We start from the raw sequence: 17,036 nt of genomic DNA on the forward strand, positions 1-17,036 counted from the left end.
GAAACCCTGCAAAAAGGATTTCCGTTTTTTACGTGAATGTCACTGTTTATTTTCGGATTAGTAAGTTCTGATTGGAAGAATTAATTGAACTACTGAATCGTCATCTTTAGGTTTTAAAGTGAAAGGTTTCATAGTACCGAAGAATTCTACTTCAACTTCGTCGTTATCGATTGCTTTTAATGCGTCCATCATGTATTTAGAGTTGAATGAAATCTTCAAGCTGCTGCCTTCAACATTATTTGCGTCTACATCTTCTTTAACCGTACCGATTTCAGGTGATGTAGAAGAAAGTTCAACTTCTTGATTGCCTGTGCTTAGTTTGATGACATTATTGCCGCCTTCTCGTGCAAGCAATGAAGCACGATCAATTGCGTGATAGAAGTCGCTGTTGCTCATTTCGATTTTTGTTTCATAGTTTTCAGGGAACAAGCGAGAAGTATCAGGATAATGTCCTTCAAGCAATCTTGAAATGAAATTAATGTGTCCGACTTTAAATAACACTTGGTTTGAAGCAAAGAAGATATTGATGTCATCTTCTGAGTCCGTTACGATTTTGTTTAATTCAGCTAAAGCTTTACCAGGAATGATGACATTTTTATTTTCGATGTCCTCATCTTCTAATTTTAATTTTCTTACAGCTAAACGGTGCGAGTCTGTCGCAGTGCATATTAATTCATTATCTTGAATCAACCAGTTCACACCAGTTAAAACTGGCCGTGTTTCTGAGGTGGACACTGCGAAGTTTGTTTGCGCGATAACATTTTTTAAGACTTTGATTGGTAATTGAATTGCATCATCTTGAGAAACTTGCGGCAGCAATGGATATTGATCTGGGTCTAAGCCACTTAAGTTAAACTCTGAATGACCTGATGTAATTAAAGTTTGGAACTGTTCGTTTGTTGATAACTTAACATCTTTGCCTGGTAATTTTTTAATAATATCTACAAAGAAACGACCAGGAAGTACGACTGATCCTGTTTCTGAAATTGTGACAATCTCTTCTCCGTCGACTTCTTTAGGGATTGAAATTTCAATTGAAATCTCTGAATCTGAACCAGTCAAAATGATACCTTCTTCTTTCGCATCGATTTTGATACCAGTTAAGATAGGCAATGTTGTTCTTGGTGAAATTGCTTTTAGCGTGTCATTTAATTGATTTATGAAATAGTCTCTTTTAATCGTGAATTCCATCATAAATTTTAAACTCCTTCCAGTCGTTTATAAATTAATTATATAGGTTTTAAAACCGTAGTAATAGTAGTAGGGGCTGTGGATAAGTGGATAACCCTGTAAAAACCTTGCTATGAAAAGTTATACACATGTGGATAATCTGTGTATGATGTGTACAACTTCTGCACATTGTCCACAATCACCTTTTTATCTCTGTAGTATAACAGCTCGGTTGTCTCACTTAATTTTACCCTGATCTGCTAGTAAATTTCTAAAATGTTTACTGATTTCGAATTTCTTTTTCCAGATTTTCGACTTCTTGCTTGAATAACGTATCTTTTTCCATATCTTCACGAATAGTTCTGTGCGCATGAATCACTGTTGTATGATCGCGGCCGCCGAATTCTTCTCCGATTTTCGGAAGTGAAAAATCAGTCAGTTCACGAGATAGGTACATTGCGATTTGACGCGGATAGGCGATGGATTTTGTACGTTTTTTCGCAATAAAATCTTCAAGTCGCACGTTGTAATATTGTCCAACCACTTTTTGAATATCCTGGATTGTTATTTTCTTAGATTTCGGTGTTTGAATAATATCTTTAAGTGCTTCTGCAGTGAGTTCAGTTGTAATCGGTTCGCCTTGTAATCTGGAATAGGCGATAACACGAGTTAAGGCACCTTCTAATTCACGGATGTTGGATTGGATTTGATTTGCGATATAAGTTAAAGATTCTAACGGAATATCGACATCTTCTTCTTCTAACTTTTTCTGCAGAATTGCCATACGTGTTTCATAATCAGGCGGCGTGATATCAACGATCAAGCCCCATTCGAAACGAGAGCGCAAACGATCTTCTAATTTTGAAATTTCTTTAGGAGGTCGGTCGCTTGAGATGACAATTTGTTTTTCAGCTTGATGTAATTCATTGAAAGTATGGAAGAATTCTTCTTGTGTCTGCTCTTTGTTTTGGATGAATTGAATATCGTCAATCAGCAGCACATCGATATTTCTGTATTTTTCTCTGAATCTTTCTGTTTCATTATCTCGGATTGATTTAATGAATTCATTTGTAAACTTCTCGCTGGATGTATAGATGACTTTCGCATCTTTATTATTTTGCAAGACGTAATGCCCGATTGCGTGCATTAAATGTGTCTTTCCTAAACCAACGCCTCCATAGATGAACAGCGGGTTATAAGCTTTTGCGGGGGCTTCCGCTACTGCCAAACTTGCTGCGTGCGGGAAGCGGTTCCCAGGTCCGATAACGAAAGTTTCAAATGTATTATGTGCATTGAATTGGTCTTCGCTGCTGTTTTGGAAGCTTGGTATTTCGGCTTCTTTTTCATTATTTTGTTCTTTCACATCAGTTTTAAGTTGTGCATCAGCTGTCAGATCATTTTGAATGACAAATCTTGGTTTAAGCGGTGTCCCAATCGCATTTTCGAATAATTTTTCAACAATACCGGTATATTGTTTTTTCAAAAATTCTTTGATAAATCCATCATTCACTAAAATAATGGCCTCAGAATCTTCAATACCTACCAATTCTGTTTTTGGCGGCTCAAACCAAGTGTTATAACTTACTTCTGTCAATTCGTCTTTAGCTAATTCAAGAACTTTTCCCCAAATTTCTTTTTTTGACATATAAACTCCATCTTTCTTAAATTTTTTAGACTTATTCACAAAATCACATCCCGTGGATAACTTAATACACAGGATGTTGGTAATTATCCACAAGTTAATCACAATCGGTGGATAACTTTATTGAATTTTGAGTTGTGCACAGATAAAATGTTGATAAATGAAAGCTGTAAACCTTAGGTCTATCAAACTTTATAAGACTTATCCACATCATTATACTTATTAACAAATCTACCTGTCAAACCTATGTGGATATGTTACTTTTATGTGCAGGAGTCTGTGTATGGTAACATATTTATCCACAGAATGTCACTGTTCCTCTGTGAATAAGTGGATAACTTTTCAGATAACATACATATAAAATGTACTTGCTTTATAAGGTTGAATTTGTTATAATTTAGTAGTTGCTTGAATTATGACTAAGATATTGATTAATTGAACTAAGTAAGGTGAGCATTTGATAGGAGCTCATCCTTTCGCAGACACCGTAGAAAAGACTACGGAGTAACTTGGTATAAGACTGTAATATCTCGGTTATAGCAGATAAGGCTGTAGATGCAGATCTTTTCCAAGAATCTCATGATGTTGAATATGAGAAAGCGACTATAAATGAATGAAATGATTCGATATGGAGGTGTTTTTACATGGTAAAACGTACTTATCAACCAAATAAACGTAAACACAGTAAAGTTCATGGTTTCAGAAAACGCATGAGCACTAAAAATGGCCGTAAAGTATTAGCGCGTCGTCGTCGTAAAGGCCGTAAAGTTTTATCAGCATAAGATCACTGACCTATCAGTGGTCTTTTTTTTGCTTTAAAGCAGGTAAAAGATCCGCAGGTTGGAAATTGATACCCCGATTCTCTACACTAGATGCGTAAGATATAAAGTAGGGTAGGGGAGCAGCAAGAAAAGAAAAATAAGTGAGTGATGGAAGTGGAAAAAGCATACCGCATTAAAAGGAACAGCGATTTTCAAGCGATTTACAGAAAAGGGAAGTCAGTCGCAAATCGCCAATTTGTCATTTATGTCATGCCTGACGAAAACTTGACTCATTTTAAATTAGGGATTAGTGTTTCTAAGAAACTCGGCAATGCAGTGACACGCAATCGTATCAAACGTTCAATCAGAGAAAATTTTAAAGTACATAAGAATGATATTATTGCGAAAAAGATTATTGTAATTGCAAGACAACCTGCAAAAGATATGACTGTACTAGAAATTCAAAAAAGCTTAGAACACGTGCTGAAAATTGCAAAACTATTCAATAAGAGAATAAAATAGACTATCCGAAGTCTTAGGTCAGACAAACGTAAGACTAACTTCATAGAATTTGAACACATATGTGGCAATTTACAATAAAAGTCATTACAATTATAGAGTTAGAAATTTAAGTAGAGGAGGCGAAGCAGCATGTTGGATTTAGATACAATTACTAGTATTTCTACTCCGATGGGAGAAGGTGCAATCGGTATTGTCCGTTTGTCGGGAAGCCAAGCTGTTGAAATTACAGATCGGCTGTATAAAGGAAAGAAACCATTAGCTGAAGTAGATTCGCATACAATTAATTATGGGCATATTATCGATCCTGAAACGAATGAAGTCGTTGAAGAAGTGATGGTATCCGTGCTGCGTGCACCAAAAACATTTACAAGAGAAGATATCGTAGAGATTAACTGTCATGGCGGGATACTTACTATCAACCGTGTCTTAGAACTGACAATGACGTATGGGGCAAGAATGGCTGAACCAGGGGAATACACAAAGCGTGCATTCTTAAACGGCCGTATTGATTTGTCTCAAGCTGAAGCAGTGATGGATTTCATCCGTTCTAAGACTGACCGGGCGTCTAAAGTTGCGATGAATCAAATCGAAGGACGCTTAAGCGATATGATTAAACGCCAACGTCAATCGATTTTGGAAATTTTAGCGCAAGTTGAAGTGAATATCGATTATCCTGAATATGATGATGTCGAAGATGCGACAACAGAATTCTTATTAAAGCAGTCTGAAGCAATCAAAGCTGAAATCGATCGTCTTTTAGCGACAGGCACACAGGGTAAAATCATGAGAGAAGGTCTTTCTACTGTAATTGTAGGTAAACCGAACGTCGGCAAGTCTTCTATGCTTAATAACTTAATTCAAGATAATAAAGCGATTGTCACTGAAGTTGCGGGTACGACGCGAGACGTCTTAGAAGAGTATGTGAACGTCCGCGGTGTACCGTTGCGCTTAGTAGACACTGCAGGTATCCGCGAGACTGAAGACATCGTAGAAAAAATCGGTGTTGAGCGTTCACGCAAAGCACTCAGCGAGGCTGATTTGATTTTGTTCGTCTTAAACTATAACGAAGCGTTGACTGAAGAAGACCGCAAGTTATATGAAGTTATCAAGAATGAAGATGCAATTGTCATTGTGAATAAGACGGACCTCGAGCAGCACCTTGATTTAGATGAAGTGCATGAAATGGTCGGCGATATGCCAGTCATTGAAACATCAATGCTGAAACAAGAGGGCATTGATCAGCTCGAAGAACAAATCCGCGACCTATTCTTCGGCGGAGAGGTTCAAAACCAAGATATGACATATGTTTCTAACTCAAGACATATCTCATTATTAAAACAAGCAAGAAATTCAATACAAGATGCAATAGATGCGGCAGAAGCCGGAATACCAATGGATATGGTACAAATAGACTTAACAAGAACTTGGGAAATTTTAGGTGAAATTATCGGAGAATCCGCAAGTGATGAATTGATCGATCAGTTATTCAGTCAATTCTGTCTCGGAAAATAATTAAGGAGGATAAACTATGGCTTTGGATTATGATGTAATTGTCATCGGTGCTGGACATGCGGGTATCGAAGCAGGTCTCGCTTCAGCGCGCCGCGGTGCGAATACACTGATGCTGACAATTAACTTAGATAATGTTGGATTTATGCCATGCAACCCGTCAGTAGGGGGTCCCGCTAAAGGGATTGTCGTTCGTGAAATCGACGCATTAGGCGGTCAAATGGCTAAGACAATAGATAGAACGCATATTCAAATGCGTATGTTGAATACAGGTAAAGGTCCTGCAGTACGTGCATTAAGAGCACAAGCAGACAAAGCATTGTATCAACGTGAAATGAAACGTGTATTAGAAGATGAAGAGAACTTGCACATTATGCAAGGAATGGTAGATGAATTAATCATTGAAGGTGACGAAATTAAAGGTGTTCGTACAAATATTGGTACAGAATACCGCTCTCAAGCAGTCATCGTCACAACAGGTACATTCTTACGCGGTGAAATTATTTTAGGCAACTTGAAGTATTCAAGCGGTCCTAACCACCAATTACCATCTATTACACTTGCTGATAACTTGCGTGAGCTAGGTTTTGAAGTTGTACGTTTCAAAACAGGCACACCGCCGCGTGTGAACTCTAAAACAATTGATTATGACAAAACAGAAATCCAACCAGGTGATGATGTAGGACGTGCATTCAGCTTTGAAACAACTGAGTTTATTTTAGACCAGCTGCCATGCTGGCTGACTTATACAAATGATAAAACACACCAAGTGATTGATGACAACTTGCATTTATCTGCGATGTACTCAGGTATGATCAAAGGTACAGGCCCGCGTTATTGCCCATCTATCGAAGATAAATATGTGCGTTTCAATGATAAACCGCGCCATCAATTATTCTTAGAACCAGAAGGCCGCGACACAAACGAAGTTTATGTTCAAGGATTGTCTACAAGCTTGCCGGAACATGTTCAGCGTGAAATGCTTCAAACGATTCCTGGTTTAGAAAAAGCAGACATGATGCGTGCAGGTTACGCTATCGAATACGATGCGTTAGTACCGACACAATTATGGCCGACACTTGAAACTAAGAAAATCAAAAACTTATACACAGCAGGCCAAATCAATGGTACGTCTGGGTATGAAGAAGCGGCTGGCCAAGGCTTAATGGCCGGAATCAATGCTGCGGGCAGAGTGCTCGGCACAGGTGAAAAAGTATTAAGCCGTTCAGATGCTTATATCGGTGTATTAATCGATGACTTGATTACCAAAGGAACAAACGAACCTTACCGTTTATTAACATCTCGTGCAGAATACCGCTTATTATTACGTCATGATAATGCTGACTTGCGTTTAACGGACTTAGGTCATGAATTAGGATTGATTTCTGATGAACGTTATGCGCGTTTCAACGAAAAACGTGATCAAATCCAAGCAGAAATCGACCGTTTATCTAACATTCGTATTAAACCTAATGAACATACGCAAGAAGTAATTAAAGCTCATGGCGGTTCACCATTAAAAGACGGTATCTTAGCAATTGAATTACTGCGTCGTCCGGAAATGGATTATCAAGCGATTCTTGATATTTTAGAGGAAGAACATCAAATTCCAGCAGCGGTAGAAGAACAAGTAGAAATTCAAACGAAATATGAAGGTTATATCAATAAATCATTACAACAAGTCGAAAAAGTAAAACGTATGGAACAAAAGAAAATTCCACACGACTTGGACTATAGTAAAGTTGACAGCTTAGCGAGCGAAGCACGTGAAAAATTAGCAGAAGTTAAACCATTAAACATTGCACAAGCGTCACGTATTTCAGGCGTTAACCCTGCTGATATTTCAATTTTACTGATTTATCTTGAACAAGGTAAGCTTGAAAGGGTGAAATAAATGAGTGTTGAATGGTTGGCTGATAAGCTAGAATCACATGGTATTACTTTGAACGACCAACAAAAACAACAGTTTCAAACTTATTACAAAATGCTGGTTGAATGGAACGAAAAGATGAACTTAACAAGTATCACGGATGAAGAAGAAGTGTACTTGAAGCACTTTTATGATTCCATCACAGCCGCATTTTATATGGATATGACAAAAGAACTCAGCATCTGTGATGTAGGCGCAGGTGCAGGGTTCCCAAGTATCCCGCTAAAAATTGTCTTTCCGCAGTTGAAAGTAACAATTGTGGATTCGCTTAACAAACGTATTCAATTCTTAAATCATCTTGCGGATGCTTTAGAATTAACAGGTGTGAGCTTTGTCCATGAGCGTGCTGAAAACTTCGGCAATACACGCGGAGACAACCGGGAGTCTTATGATATTGTGACAGCCCGTGCCGTTGCACGTTTAACAGTACTCAGCGAGTTATGCTTGCCGCTGGTTAAGACAGGCGGACACTTTGTGGCAATGAAATCTTCAAAAGGCGAAGAGGAACTTGAAGAAGCACGATTTGCGATTGGTGTGTTTGGAGGAAGAGTCGAAGCGGTAGAAACCTTTGAACTGCCGGATGATGCAGGAGAACGCCAAATGATTATCATCGAAAAGCGCAGTAAAACACCTAAAAAGTATCCTAGAAAAGCGGGTACGCCTAATAAATCTCCTTTACTAAAATAAAAATAAATATTAGTATATAATTATATTTAGAGGGAGAGATTGCGGAATGAAAAAGCCTTTTTCTAAACTATTCGGTTTAACAAACAAAGATGAAGATATGACAGGCTATACTGAAGAAGATCGCAATAATCATGTTGAATCTATTCAAATTGAGAAGATTGTGCCTAACCGCTATCAACCAAGACAAGTTTTTGATCAGACGAAGATTGATGAACTTGCGGAATCCATTCAAGAACATGGATTGCTTCAACCGATTGTGGTACGACCGATTGAAGAGGGCATGTATGAAATCATTGCAGGTGAACGTCGTTTTCGTGCTATGAGCAGTATTCATATGGCATACGCGGATGTTATTATTCGCGAGATGACAGATGAAGAAACGGCAGTCGTTGCGTTGATTGAAAATATTCAACGTGAAAATCTATCGGCAGTTGAAGAAGCGGAAGCGTATCAAAAGTTATTAGAACTTGGAGATACAACACAAAGCGAACTCGCACAAAGTGTGGGTAAAAGCCAAAGTTTTATCGCAAACAAACTACGTTTATTAAAACTTGCTCCAAAAGTGCTTTCTAAACTTGCAGAAGGTAAAATAACAGAACGTCACGCACGTGCATTGCTGAGCTTATCACATGAAGAACAAGAAGAAATGGTTCAAATCATTATCGACCAAAAACTCAATGTGAAACAAACAGAGGCCAGAGTGAAAGCCAAAGTCGGACCTGAAAAAGTCAAAGCACAAAACTTCCAATTCACAAAAGACCTCACACCAGCAAAAGAAGCACTTCAAAGCAGTTTTGAAAAAATAGAGAAAAGCGGACTTCGCGTAGAACAAAAAGAACGCGACCACGAAGACTATTTAGAAATTAAAATAAGAGTCTATAAACGTTAAAATAGATAATTTAATTTACAAACTTAAAAGCAGGAGACACAACCTATAAGGAAGTGTCTCCTGCTTTTTATTTAGTTACATATGAAATTATTTTTTTAAAGGATCATAGATATCATTTTTAGACACCTGTCAGTCTTGATTGTTAATCTACTGAATTCAGAGCACCTAACATATCTATACTGCTGATTTTACGCATCATAATCAACATTACAATGAATGAGAAGATGAGTGTCAAACCAGTTGAAATCGCAAAGTTTGACCATAGTAATGTTAAGTCAGCCATCGCATTATTTGGTGGTAATGTACTCATAATATAGTGATGTAAACCATAGCCTCCAATAAATCCGAATAAGATGCCGACAATCGTTAAGATAATCGTTTCGCGATATATATACATGATTGTTTCTCGTTTATAGAAACCAAGGACTCGTAATGTTGCGAGTTCACGTGTACGTTCTGAAACATTGATGTTGGTTAGTGTAAAGAGTACGACAAACGACAATGCTGATGAAGCAACGACAATGATTAATACGATTTTATCTAGTCCATCTAAGATGGTATTGATTGATGTTTTAGATTGGTTAGATTGAACAGCTGTCATCGCAGCATCTTGACTATTTAAGTCTCTCGATACTTTATTAATGTTTTGATTAGAACGATCTTTCAAGTTAATGATTTTTGCGTTGTAAGTTACTTTTTTATCAAATGTTTTGTTGTAATAACTGCTATCCATAATGATGTCATGTCCAGCATACATTTGAATGATTTGGCCAATTCTTACTTTGTGTTTCTTACCCGCTTTATCTTTAATATCAATATGATCTCCGACTTTATAATGACCTAATTTCGCGAGTTTTTGTGTGATAGCCACACCATCTTTTTTAAGATGCATTGCTTTACCATTGTCTGGATTGCGTAACGTCACAAAGTCATTGAATGATTGACTGTCTTTAGGTACCATCATTGTCACTTGTTGGTTATCCACAAGTCCTTTTGGTTTTGTTGTGACTGTTTCGAAATAAACAGTTCCTTGTTTTTTAACGCCTTTAAGATGATCAACTGCTTGTTGATAATCCTCTTTTTCTTTTTGACTGGCATTTGGGTTATACACACCAATTACATCATAGTGAATGATTTTCTTATATTGGTTATCAATAATACCGTTAAGTGAATCTTTCATCCCAAATCCAGTAATCAATAAAGCGGTACATCCTAAAATACCAATGATTGTCATGAACATTCTGCTTTTATATCTCAGTAAGTTACGAATGGTTACTTTATGATTGAATGATAAACGTTTCCAAATAAATGGAATGCGTTCTAATAATACTTTAGAACCTGCTTTTGGTGGTTTTGGTATTAAAAGATATTTAGGATTTTCTTTTAGCGATTGCCATGCGATATACATAGATGGTGCAACCGTACATAGTAATGCGAATATCAGACTAATGATTATCCATAACCATGAAGGCGGTGTCTGAATAGGTGGTACGGATAAGTTTGCGGCATATGCTTGATAGATTCTTCTTGGTAAGAAACCAGTACCAAAGATACTACCAATGATTGTGCCTAATAATGCGGCACTTGTACCATAGATTAAAAACAGTTTCATTGAGTCGAATTTCGTATAACCAAGTGCACGTAAGACACCCATAGATGTACGTTTTTCTTCAGCCATACGAGACATTGTTGTAAATGTCACTAAAATAGCAACTGCGAAGAAAATGATTGGGAATGTATTTGAAAGAATATCGATACGTTTAGCAGATTCTCCGTATTGGTTATAACCTTGGTTATAGTCACTACGTGATTGTATTTGATATTCTAAATCACCCATCTCATTGATTTTTTGACTTTGTGTGTCTAATGTTTCTTTTTTAGATGCAGCTTTTTCTTGTGCATCTTTTAAATCATTAGAATTCTTTTGCCATTCTTCTTTTTTAGCATTCAATGCTTTTTCTTGAGCTTGTTGTTGTTGTACCATTTGATTTTTTTGTGGACCTGCTGGCATTTGGTCGAGTTGTTGTTTCGCTTGTTTTAATTGAGCTTCGTTGTCATCTAATTGTTGCTTAGATTGACTAAGCGTTGCTTTCTTTTCATCAATTTTTGCTTCTTGTTGTTTTAATTTTTCTCTGCCGTCTTTGATTTGCGCTTTTTTATCATCTTTAATTTCTGTTTGACGTTTTTCTGCCCACTTCGTTAAGCCAGGTTCATTTTGATCGACATCTTTTTGTAATTGTTGTTCAAATTGATGAGAATAACTTGCGCCTTTTAAATTGTCATAAGCAATTTTAGCGACATTTGGTGTCGTATCACTGAATCCACTTTTATCTAATACCGCAAAGGTATCAATTTGTCCTTTACCAACATTTGTCACACCTAAGTCACGTTTTTGCATGTAATCACTAGAAGTCACAAAGCCCACAACTTTATATTTGTGATGTTTTAAACCAGCTACTTCTTGATCACCTTTACTATCTTCTAAGTGAATGTATTGGCCTAATTTATACTTGCCTTTATCTTCATTACTAAGCGCAATTTCATCTGAGTTTTTAGGCAAATGCCCCTCTATCGTTTTATAGATAGAAAGTTTGGATGTTTTTTCATTTAAACGGATGGTTTTCTTAGAATTTGATACGACTGCGTCTTTATAAACACTATATTCCGTTTTATCTACGTGCTTCATGTGATCAATGTAATCTTTATCCTCTTTATTAAAACCAACCGGAGATGTGATTTGTGCATCGGCCATTTTGTGTTCTTTAAAGTAGTCATTACCAGAAAGACGCATATCACTGCCAGTTACTTTCAAACCAATTAATACAAACGCACCTAATGCAAGTAAAATGGCGATTGAAATAAAACGAGGAAAAGAAGATTTAAATTCTTGTAAAATGGTTTTTCTTAACATTTTCATCCAACTTACCTCCTAGTACTCTATCTCTGAAATCGGTTGAGGATGTTCGTTAATATAATCTTCTTTGATTTTACCGTCGAAAATTTCAATTACATGATCCGCCATGTCTTTTAAAGCTGCATTATGTGTCACAATAATCACGGTTTTACCGTCTTTATGACTCAAATCTTGTAATACTTGTAAAATAGTTTTACCAGTTTTATAGTCTAATGCGCCTGTTGGTTCATCACATAGTAATAAATCAGGGTTTTTAGCTACTGCACGTGCAATAGAAGCACGTTGTTGTTCTCCACCAGATAGTTGAGAAGGGAAGTTATTTTGTCGCTTTTCTAAACCGACACGTTTAAGTGTGTCTTTAGCATCTAATGCTTTTTTAGAAAGTTCTGAAGCAAGTTCTACATTTTCTAATGTTGTTAAGTTAGGTATTAAGTTATAGAACTGGAAGACAAAACCAATCGCATTACGTCGATAAGTGGTTAATTGTTTTTCTGTGAATTTCGCAATGTCTGTGCCATTAATAATGACTTTACCTTCTGTTGCGGTATCCATGCCGCCTAATGTATTAAGTAATGTGGATTTACCAGCACCTGATGCACCTACTATTACCATTAATTGTCCTTTTTCTAATGTGAATGAAATATCGTCATTTGCGCGTACTTCTTGGTCGCCGCTTCCAAATATTTTTGAGTAATGTTCTAATTCAATATATGCCATCGTAACGCTCCTTTTAATTCAGTTTAATTTAGTTAATTTGAGTCGTTCTTATCTAATAGACTCTCTGTCTATTAAATAAGATAGCACATCATAATGAGAATTTCTCACTCATTTTTTGGCGGAAACAACGTTAATAAACGAAACTAAAACAAGTGTAGATTAGTTTTGAGATAATAGATGAAAGGCGAGATAAATATCAAATAAAAAAACTATGAACCTTGCTAAGAGGTCACAGTTTTTGGTCTGCGTTGTGATTAAATTGTATTTTTATCTTCTAGTTCAGATTCAATGCCTAAGAGTTCGCTAGAGGGATGGCTCGCAATATCAAAGAGCACATCTGCAATATAATGGGAGCTATAATGCATTGGACTATTAAACCAACTTTCAATGACACCTATATGTCCATAAATTGTATGATTTAAAATAATGTCCTTTTTAAAATCGATGGTCACGTTATTTTTTTCTAATAACGGATAATATATCTCCTCTCGCACCTTCTCGACCAGGAGTGATCTGAAGTACGTATTATTCATATTTGTGATCAACACTTTAACAAATTCAAAGTTCTGTTCAATATATTCTAAGATGCGTGTAAAGGATACTTTAAAATCTGTATTGAAGATGGCACGCTCGCTTTGAGGAGGTTGTTTGACATAATCAATCATTTCGCCAATGGTTTCTTCTATCACAGAGTTTAAAAAATCATCTTTGCTTTTATAATGTAAATAAAAGGTACTGCGATTGATATTTGAGGCATCTGCTAATTGTTGAATGGTAATTTTAGCGTATGCAGTTTGGTTCAGTAATTGTGTGAGACCTTGTTTTAAATATTGATTCGTCCGTATTTGACGTTTATCCATTATTTCACATCCTTTTAATAGACAATGTATCTATTAAAATATACGATACATCAAATATAATTGCAATGAATGTTACTAATAAATCTTTTTAAAGAAGAATCAACAAAGTTAAGATTATCTCGTATATTAATATGGATTAATTATGTAACAGACAACATATGTCCTTCTCACTTCATATAATAGGGTTAATTCTACACATAATATCGGAGGGAATGACAGATGAAACTAAGAATCTTCGTAACAACACTCACAGCAACGACGTTATTACTAGCAGGCTGCGGCAATCAAAGTAATAATCAAGCAAAACAAGACAATACGAAACAAACACAAACAAGTAACGAACAAACAAAACAAGATAACAATCAAACGCAATCAGAACAAAATTCAAACAAAGGCAGTCACAACCATCAACAAGAAAAAGATGTCTCTCAATTATCAAATAATGAAAAAGTTGCATTAGCACTCTGTGAACCTACAGATAAACCAATCGCAATTACAGCCAATGAATTATTAAATCATTCTTATCGATTTTTAGGACCAGGCTCAGATGAACAGCGCCCGATTGATAGCTATCAATTGCATAAAGCGGATTCATCACAAGTTTCTGATGTACCTAATGATACAACTGTTTATGTAGCAAGCCCTTCTAATTCAAATGGCGTAACGATTTTTGCGGTAAGTACTGATCAAGTCATTATTTCAGGTGCACAGTCGGAAAGTTCCTATCAAAAATTAGTGAATGAACCTTATGCGGTAACTTATAATCTTAAAGATCTCTATCAAAAATATGGACATAATCATGAGTTTGAAAAAGTCGCAAACCTGATCAAAATAAGTGAAGCACCAAGAACCGCAAATAATCCGCAACCTTCATCAGAAGATTCAAATTCAGATTCAGGAGAAACAGTCACACGTGACAATGTGATTGATAAAGTTGAGGAATATGAAGGACATACTTTAGATACAAGCACGTATACGTATAAAGAACCTGAACAAATGGGAGACGGCCGCTGGGGCTTCTCTATTTTGGATAAATCCGGTGATTTAGCAGGATCTTATATCGTGAATTCAGATGGTTCAGTAGAAAAGTATGACGCTGACGGAGAGCGAGAATAAGGAGAACATTAATATGAAATTAAAATCAATTTTTGCGGCTTCGGCTGTGCTGACATTGTTACTTGCAGGTTGCGGACAAGAGGAAGAAAAAGCATCAAAATCCACTGAATCGACACAACAAGATTCAAATCAATCATCATCTGAGCACTCTGAGTCGAATCAATCGGATGCTGATAATAATCAAACAACACAGCAGCACCATGAACAAAGCGAAGAAACGTCTCATTCAAAATCAGATGATTTTAAAAGCTATGACAGTTTAACGAATGAGGATAAAATCGCTTTAGCTTTATTTGAACCAGGAACGTCTGAAACCACAGTTTCAGCGGATGAATTATTAAATCAGTCTTATACACAAAAAGGCGTATCAGAATCTAATCAGATTAATATTCAAACTTTGAATCTGCGCCGAGTAGCAGAGGGTCAAGTACAAGGACAGCCTTCGGGTACAGATATTTACGAGACTGAAACAGGAAAAGGGCCTTTCCATGTTAAGTTTGTACTGGATGGTTCAAAAGTCGCGATTGTGGCAGAGAAAGGTACAAGTCTGAATTATCAAGAATTATTTGATTACGGTAAAGTATACAACCTAAAAAGTTTGTATGAAAAACACAAAAACAATCCGAAGTTAACGGAAGTATCGCATATGATTCAAATTGAGGATTCATCAAGTGGCTCTGGTCCAGTGCTTTCGCCGTCTGTTACTGATAACACTTCAGAAAGTACATCATCTGATTCAAGTTCATCAGATGAACCAGTCACACGTGCGAATGTGATTGATAAAGTTGAAGAGTATGAAGGCCATACTTTAGATACAAGCACGTATACGTTTAAAGAGCCTGAAAAACGCGGAGATGGCAGCTGGGGCTTCTCTATATTAGATAAATCCGGTGATTTAGCAGGATCTTATATCGTAAATTCAGATGGTTCAGTAGAAAAGTATGACGCTGACGGAGAAAGAGAATAAAACCTATCAGACTTCTTGTGTATAAGCATGAGAAGTCTTTTATTAGAGATTTGACAAATGTCAGAATTTTTACAATAATAGAGGTGATAAACAATTACCAATACTGTGAGAAATACATAGTTATGCTATATGTTCCTTTAGGGGTAACGTATAGCTTTTTCATTATTTAAGGAGGGACGTAATTTGGTCATTTCAAGAAGATTATCAAAAATTCCGGACAGTTACTTTGGAAAAACAATGGGGAGAAAAATAGAACATGGACCGCTTCCCCTCATCAACATGGCTGTAGGCATTCCTGACGGGGAAACACCTGAAGGTATCGTGGATGAATTTGCGAAAGCACTGCGTGTACCAGAAAACCAAAAGTATGTCGCATTCCAAGGGAAAGACACATTCAAACAAGCGATTGTGGATTTCTATCATCGCCAATACGGTGTTGAATTAGACAAAGATGATGAAGTTTGTATCTTATATGGTACTAAAAACGGGTTAGTCGGTCTGCCTAACTGTATTGTGAATCCTGAAGATTATGTCTTACTGCCAGATCCTGGTTATACTGACTACTTAGCAGGGGTCTTATTTGCGGATGCGAAACCTTATGCCTTAGAACTTGAACCGCCATACTATCAACCTGATTTTGATAAAGTACCAGAGGATGTCTTAGGTCAGACTAAGTTAGTGTATTTAACTTACCCTAATAACCCTACAGGCTCTACAGTGACACAAGATGTGTTTGAAGATGTGGTTCAAAAGTTCAGAGGTACGCAAACGAAGATTGTACATGACTTTGCCTATGCGGCATTCGGCTTTGATCATAAAAATCCGAGTATCTTGCAGACAGAAGGCGGTAAAGACGTCGCAATTGAAGTGTATTCGTTGTCTAAAGGCTATAACATGTCAGGCTATCGTGTAGGCTTTGCGGTCGGTAATAAAGACGTGATTGCGGCACTTAAGAAATATCATACACATCATCATGCAGGTATGTTTGGTGCTTTACAAGATGCGGCAACGTTTGCGCTTAATAACTATGATTATTTCTTAGATAAACAAAGTGAAGTCTTTAGAGCACGTCGCGACCGTTTCACTGAAATCTTAGATGAAGGCAATATTCCTTATGAACCGATGACTGGCGGTATCTTCTTATGGCTAGCGACACCAGAAGGTTATGATGGAGAACAATTTGTGGAATTCTTGCTTCAAGATCAATCTATTTTAGTTGCTCCAGGTATTCCGTTTGGGGAAAATGGCCGTAATTACGTACGTGTCTCTCTTGCATTAGATGATGCACAGTTGGATGAAGCTGCGAAGCGGTTAAAATCTTTAAGTGATATGTATAAAGCTTAAATAAGTAT

The 17,036-nt window shown here is 36.8% G+C and carries 14 protein-coding genes; 9 read left to right on the forward strand and 5 right to left on the reverse strand.

Translation table 11 applies throughout. The annotated features are described in order from the left end of the window. Positions 1 to 57 precede the first annotated feature (57 nt). Complete coding sequence (gene dnaN, locus C7N65_RS08600) at positions 58 to 1,194, reverse strand: DNA polymerase III subunit beta (protein ID WP_105994065.1); 1,137 nt, start codon at positions 1,192 to 1,194, stop codon at positions 58 to 60. 256 nt (positions 1,195 to 1,450) lie between these two features. After that, the gene (dnaA, locus tag C7N65_RS08605; RefSeq protein ID WP_199790669.1) at positions 1,451 to 2,815 is read right to left on the reverse strand and encodes a chromosomal replication initiator protein DnaA; all 1,365 of its coding nucleotides are present in this window, start codon (positions 2,813 to 2,815) and stop codon (positions 1,451 to 1,453) included. Between the two features lie 641 nt (positions 2,816 to 3,456). On the opposite strand from dnaA, the gene rpmH reads away from it, so the two are divergent. The 6 genes from rpmH (at position 3,457) to noc (ending at position 9,110) form a co-directional block, all read left to right on the forward strand. Continuing rightward, positions 3,457 to 3,594, forward strand: coding sequence for a 50S ribosomal protein L34 (gene rpmH / locus C7N65_RS08610; RefSeq protein ID WP_000240855.1), 138 nt, complete (start codon positions 3,457 to 3,459; stop codon positions 3,592 to 3,594). A 147-nt stretch (positions 3,595 to 3,741) separates the two neighbouring features. Further along, complete coding sequence (gene rnpA, locus C7N65_RS08615) at positions 3,742 to 4,095, forward strand: ribonuclease P protein component (protein ID WP_162912182.1); 354 nt, start codon at positions 3,742 to 3,744, stop codon at positions 4,093 to 4,095. A gap of 132 nt (positions 4,096 to 4,227) precedes the next feature. After that, a complete protein-coding gene (mnmE, locus tag C7N65_RS08620; protein ID WP_199790673.1) occupies positions 4,228 to 5,607 on the forward strand; it encodes a tRNA uridine-5-carboxymethylaminomethyl(34) synthesis GTPase MnmE in 1,380 nt (459 codons plus the stop codon). 16 nt (positions 5,608 to 5,623) lie between these two features. Then, on the forward strand, positions 5,624 to 7,498 hold the full coding sequence (gene mnmG / locus C7N65_RS08625) for a tRNA uridine-5-carboxymethylaminomethyl(34) synthesis enzyme MnmG (protein ID WP_105994068.1): 1,875 nt from the start codon (positions 5,624 to 5,626) through the stop codon (positions 7,496 to 7,498). Next, the gene (gene rsmG, locus C7N65_RS08630; protein ID WP_105994069.1) at positions 7,499 to 8,221 is read left to right on the forward strand and encodes a 16S rRNA (guanine(527)-N(7))-methyltransferase RsmG; all 723 of its coding nucleotides are present in this window, start codon (positions 7,499 to 7,501) and stop codon (positions 8,219 to 8,221) included. It begins immediately after the preceding gene. Positions 8,222 to 8,267: 46 nt separating this feature from the next. Continuing rightward, a complete protein-coding gene (gene noc, locus C7N65_RS08635; protein WP_105994070.1) occupies positions 8,268 to 9,110 on the forward strand; it encodes a nucleoid occlusion protein in 843 nt (280 codons plus the stop codon). A 142-nt stretch (positions 9,111 to 9,252) separates the two neighbouring features. Here the strand turns inward: noc and C7N65_RS08640 are convergent, their stop codons facing one another. From C7N65_RS08640 to C7N65_RS08650, 3 genes are all read right to left on the reverse strand, one after another. Beyond that, positions 9,253 to 12,027 (reverse strand): FtsX-like permease family protein, encoded by a 2,775-nt coding sequence (locus C7N65_RS08640; protein ID WP_105994071.1) that lies wholly within the window; start codon positions 12,025 to 12,027, stop codon positions 9,253 to 9,255. A 12-nt stretch (positions 12,028 to 12,039) separates the two neighbouring features. Further along, the gene (locus tag C7N65_RS08645) at positions 12,040 to 12,741 is read right to left on the reverse strand and encodes an ABC transporter ATP-binding protein (protein ID WP_105994072.1); all 702 of its coding nucleotides are present in this window, start codon (positions 12,739 to 12,741) and stop codon (positions 12,040 to 12,042) included. Between the two features lie 254 nt (positions 12,742 to 12,995). Then, positions 12,996 to 13,601 carry a TetR/AcrR family transcriptional regulator gene (locus C7N65_RS08650; protein WP_105994073.1) on the reverse strand — a complete coding sequence of 202 codons (606 nt, stop codon included), beginning with the start codon at positions 13,599 to 13,601 and terminating at the stop codon, positions 12,996 to 12,998. A 219-nt stretch (positions 13,602 to 13,820) separates the two neighbouring features. Between C7N65_RS08650 and C7N65_RS08655 the strand changes: the two genes are divergently transcribed. The 3 genes from C7N65_RS08655 to C7N65_RS08665 all read left to right on the forward strand — a co-directional run bounded on the left by C7N65_RS08655 (position 13,821) and on the right by C7N65_RS08665 (position 17,028). Then, positions 13,821 to 14,717 carry a hypothetical protein gene (locus C7N65_RS08655; RefSeq protein ID WP_105994074.1) on the forward strand — a complete coding sequence of 299 codons (897 nt, stop codon included), beginning with the start codon at positions 13,821 to 13,823 and terminating at the stop codon, positions 14,715 to 14,717. A 13-nt stretch (positions 14,718 to 14,730) separates the two neighbouring features. Beyond that, complete coding sequence (locus tag C7N65_RS08660; RefSeq protein WP_105994075.1) at positions 14,731 to 15,684, forward strand: hypothetical protein; 954 nt, start codon at positions 14,731 to 14,733, stop codon at positions 15,682 to 15,684. Positions 15,685 to 15,867: 183 nt separating this feature from the next. Next, entirely contained in the window at positions 15,868 to 17,028 is a 1,161-nt protein-coding gene (locus C7N65_RS08665) for an aminotransferase class I/II-fold pyridoxal phosphate-dependent enzyme (RefSeq protein WP_105994076.1), read from the forward strand. Positions 17,029 to 17,036 lie beyond the last annotated feature (8 nt).

It is taken from the genome of Staphylococcus simulans, assembly GCF_002994445.1.
Classification (GTDB): domain Bacteria; phylum Bacillota; class Bacilli; order Staphylococcales; family Staphylococcaceae; genus Staphylococcus; species Staphylococcus simulans_B.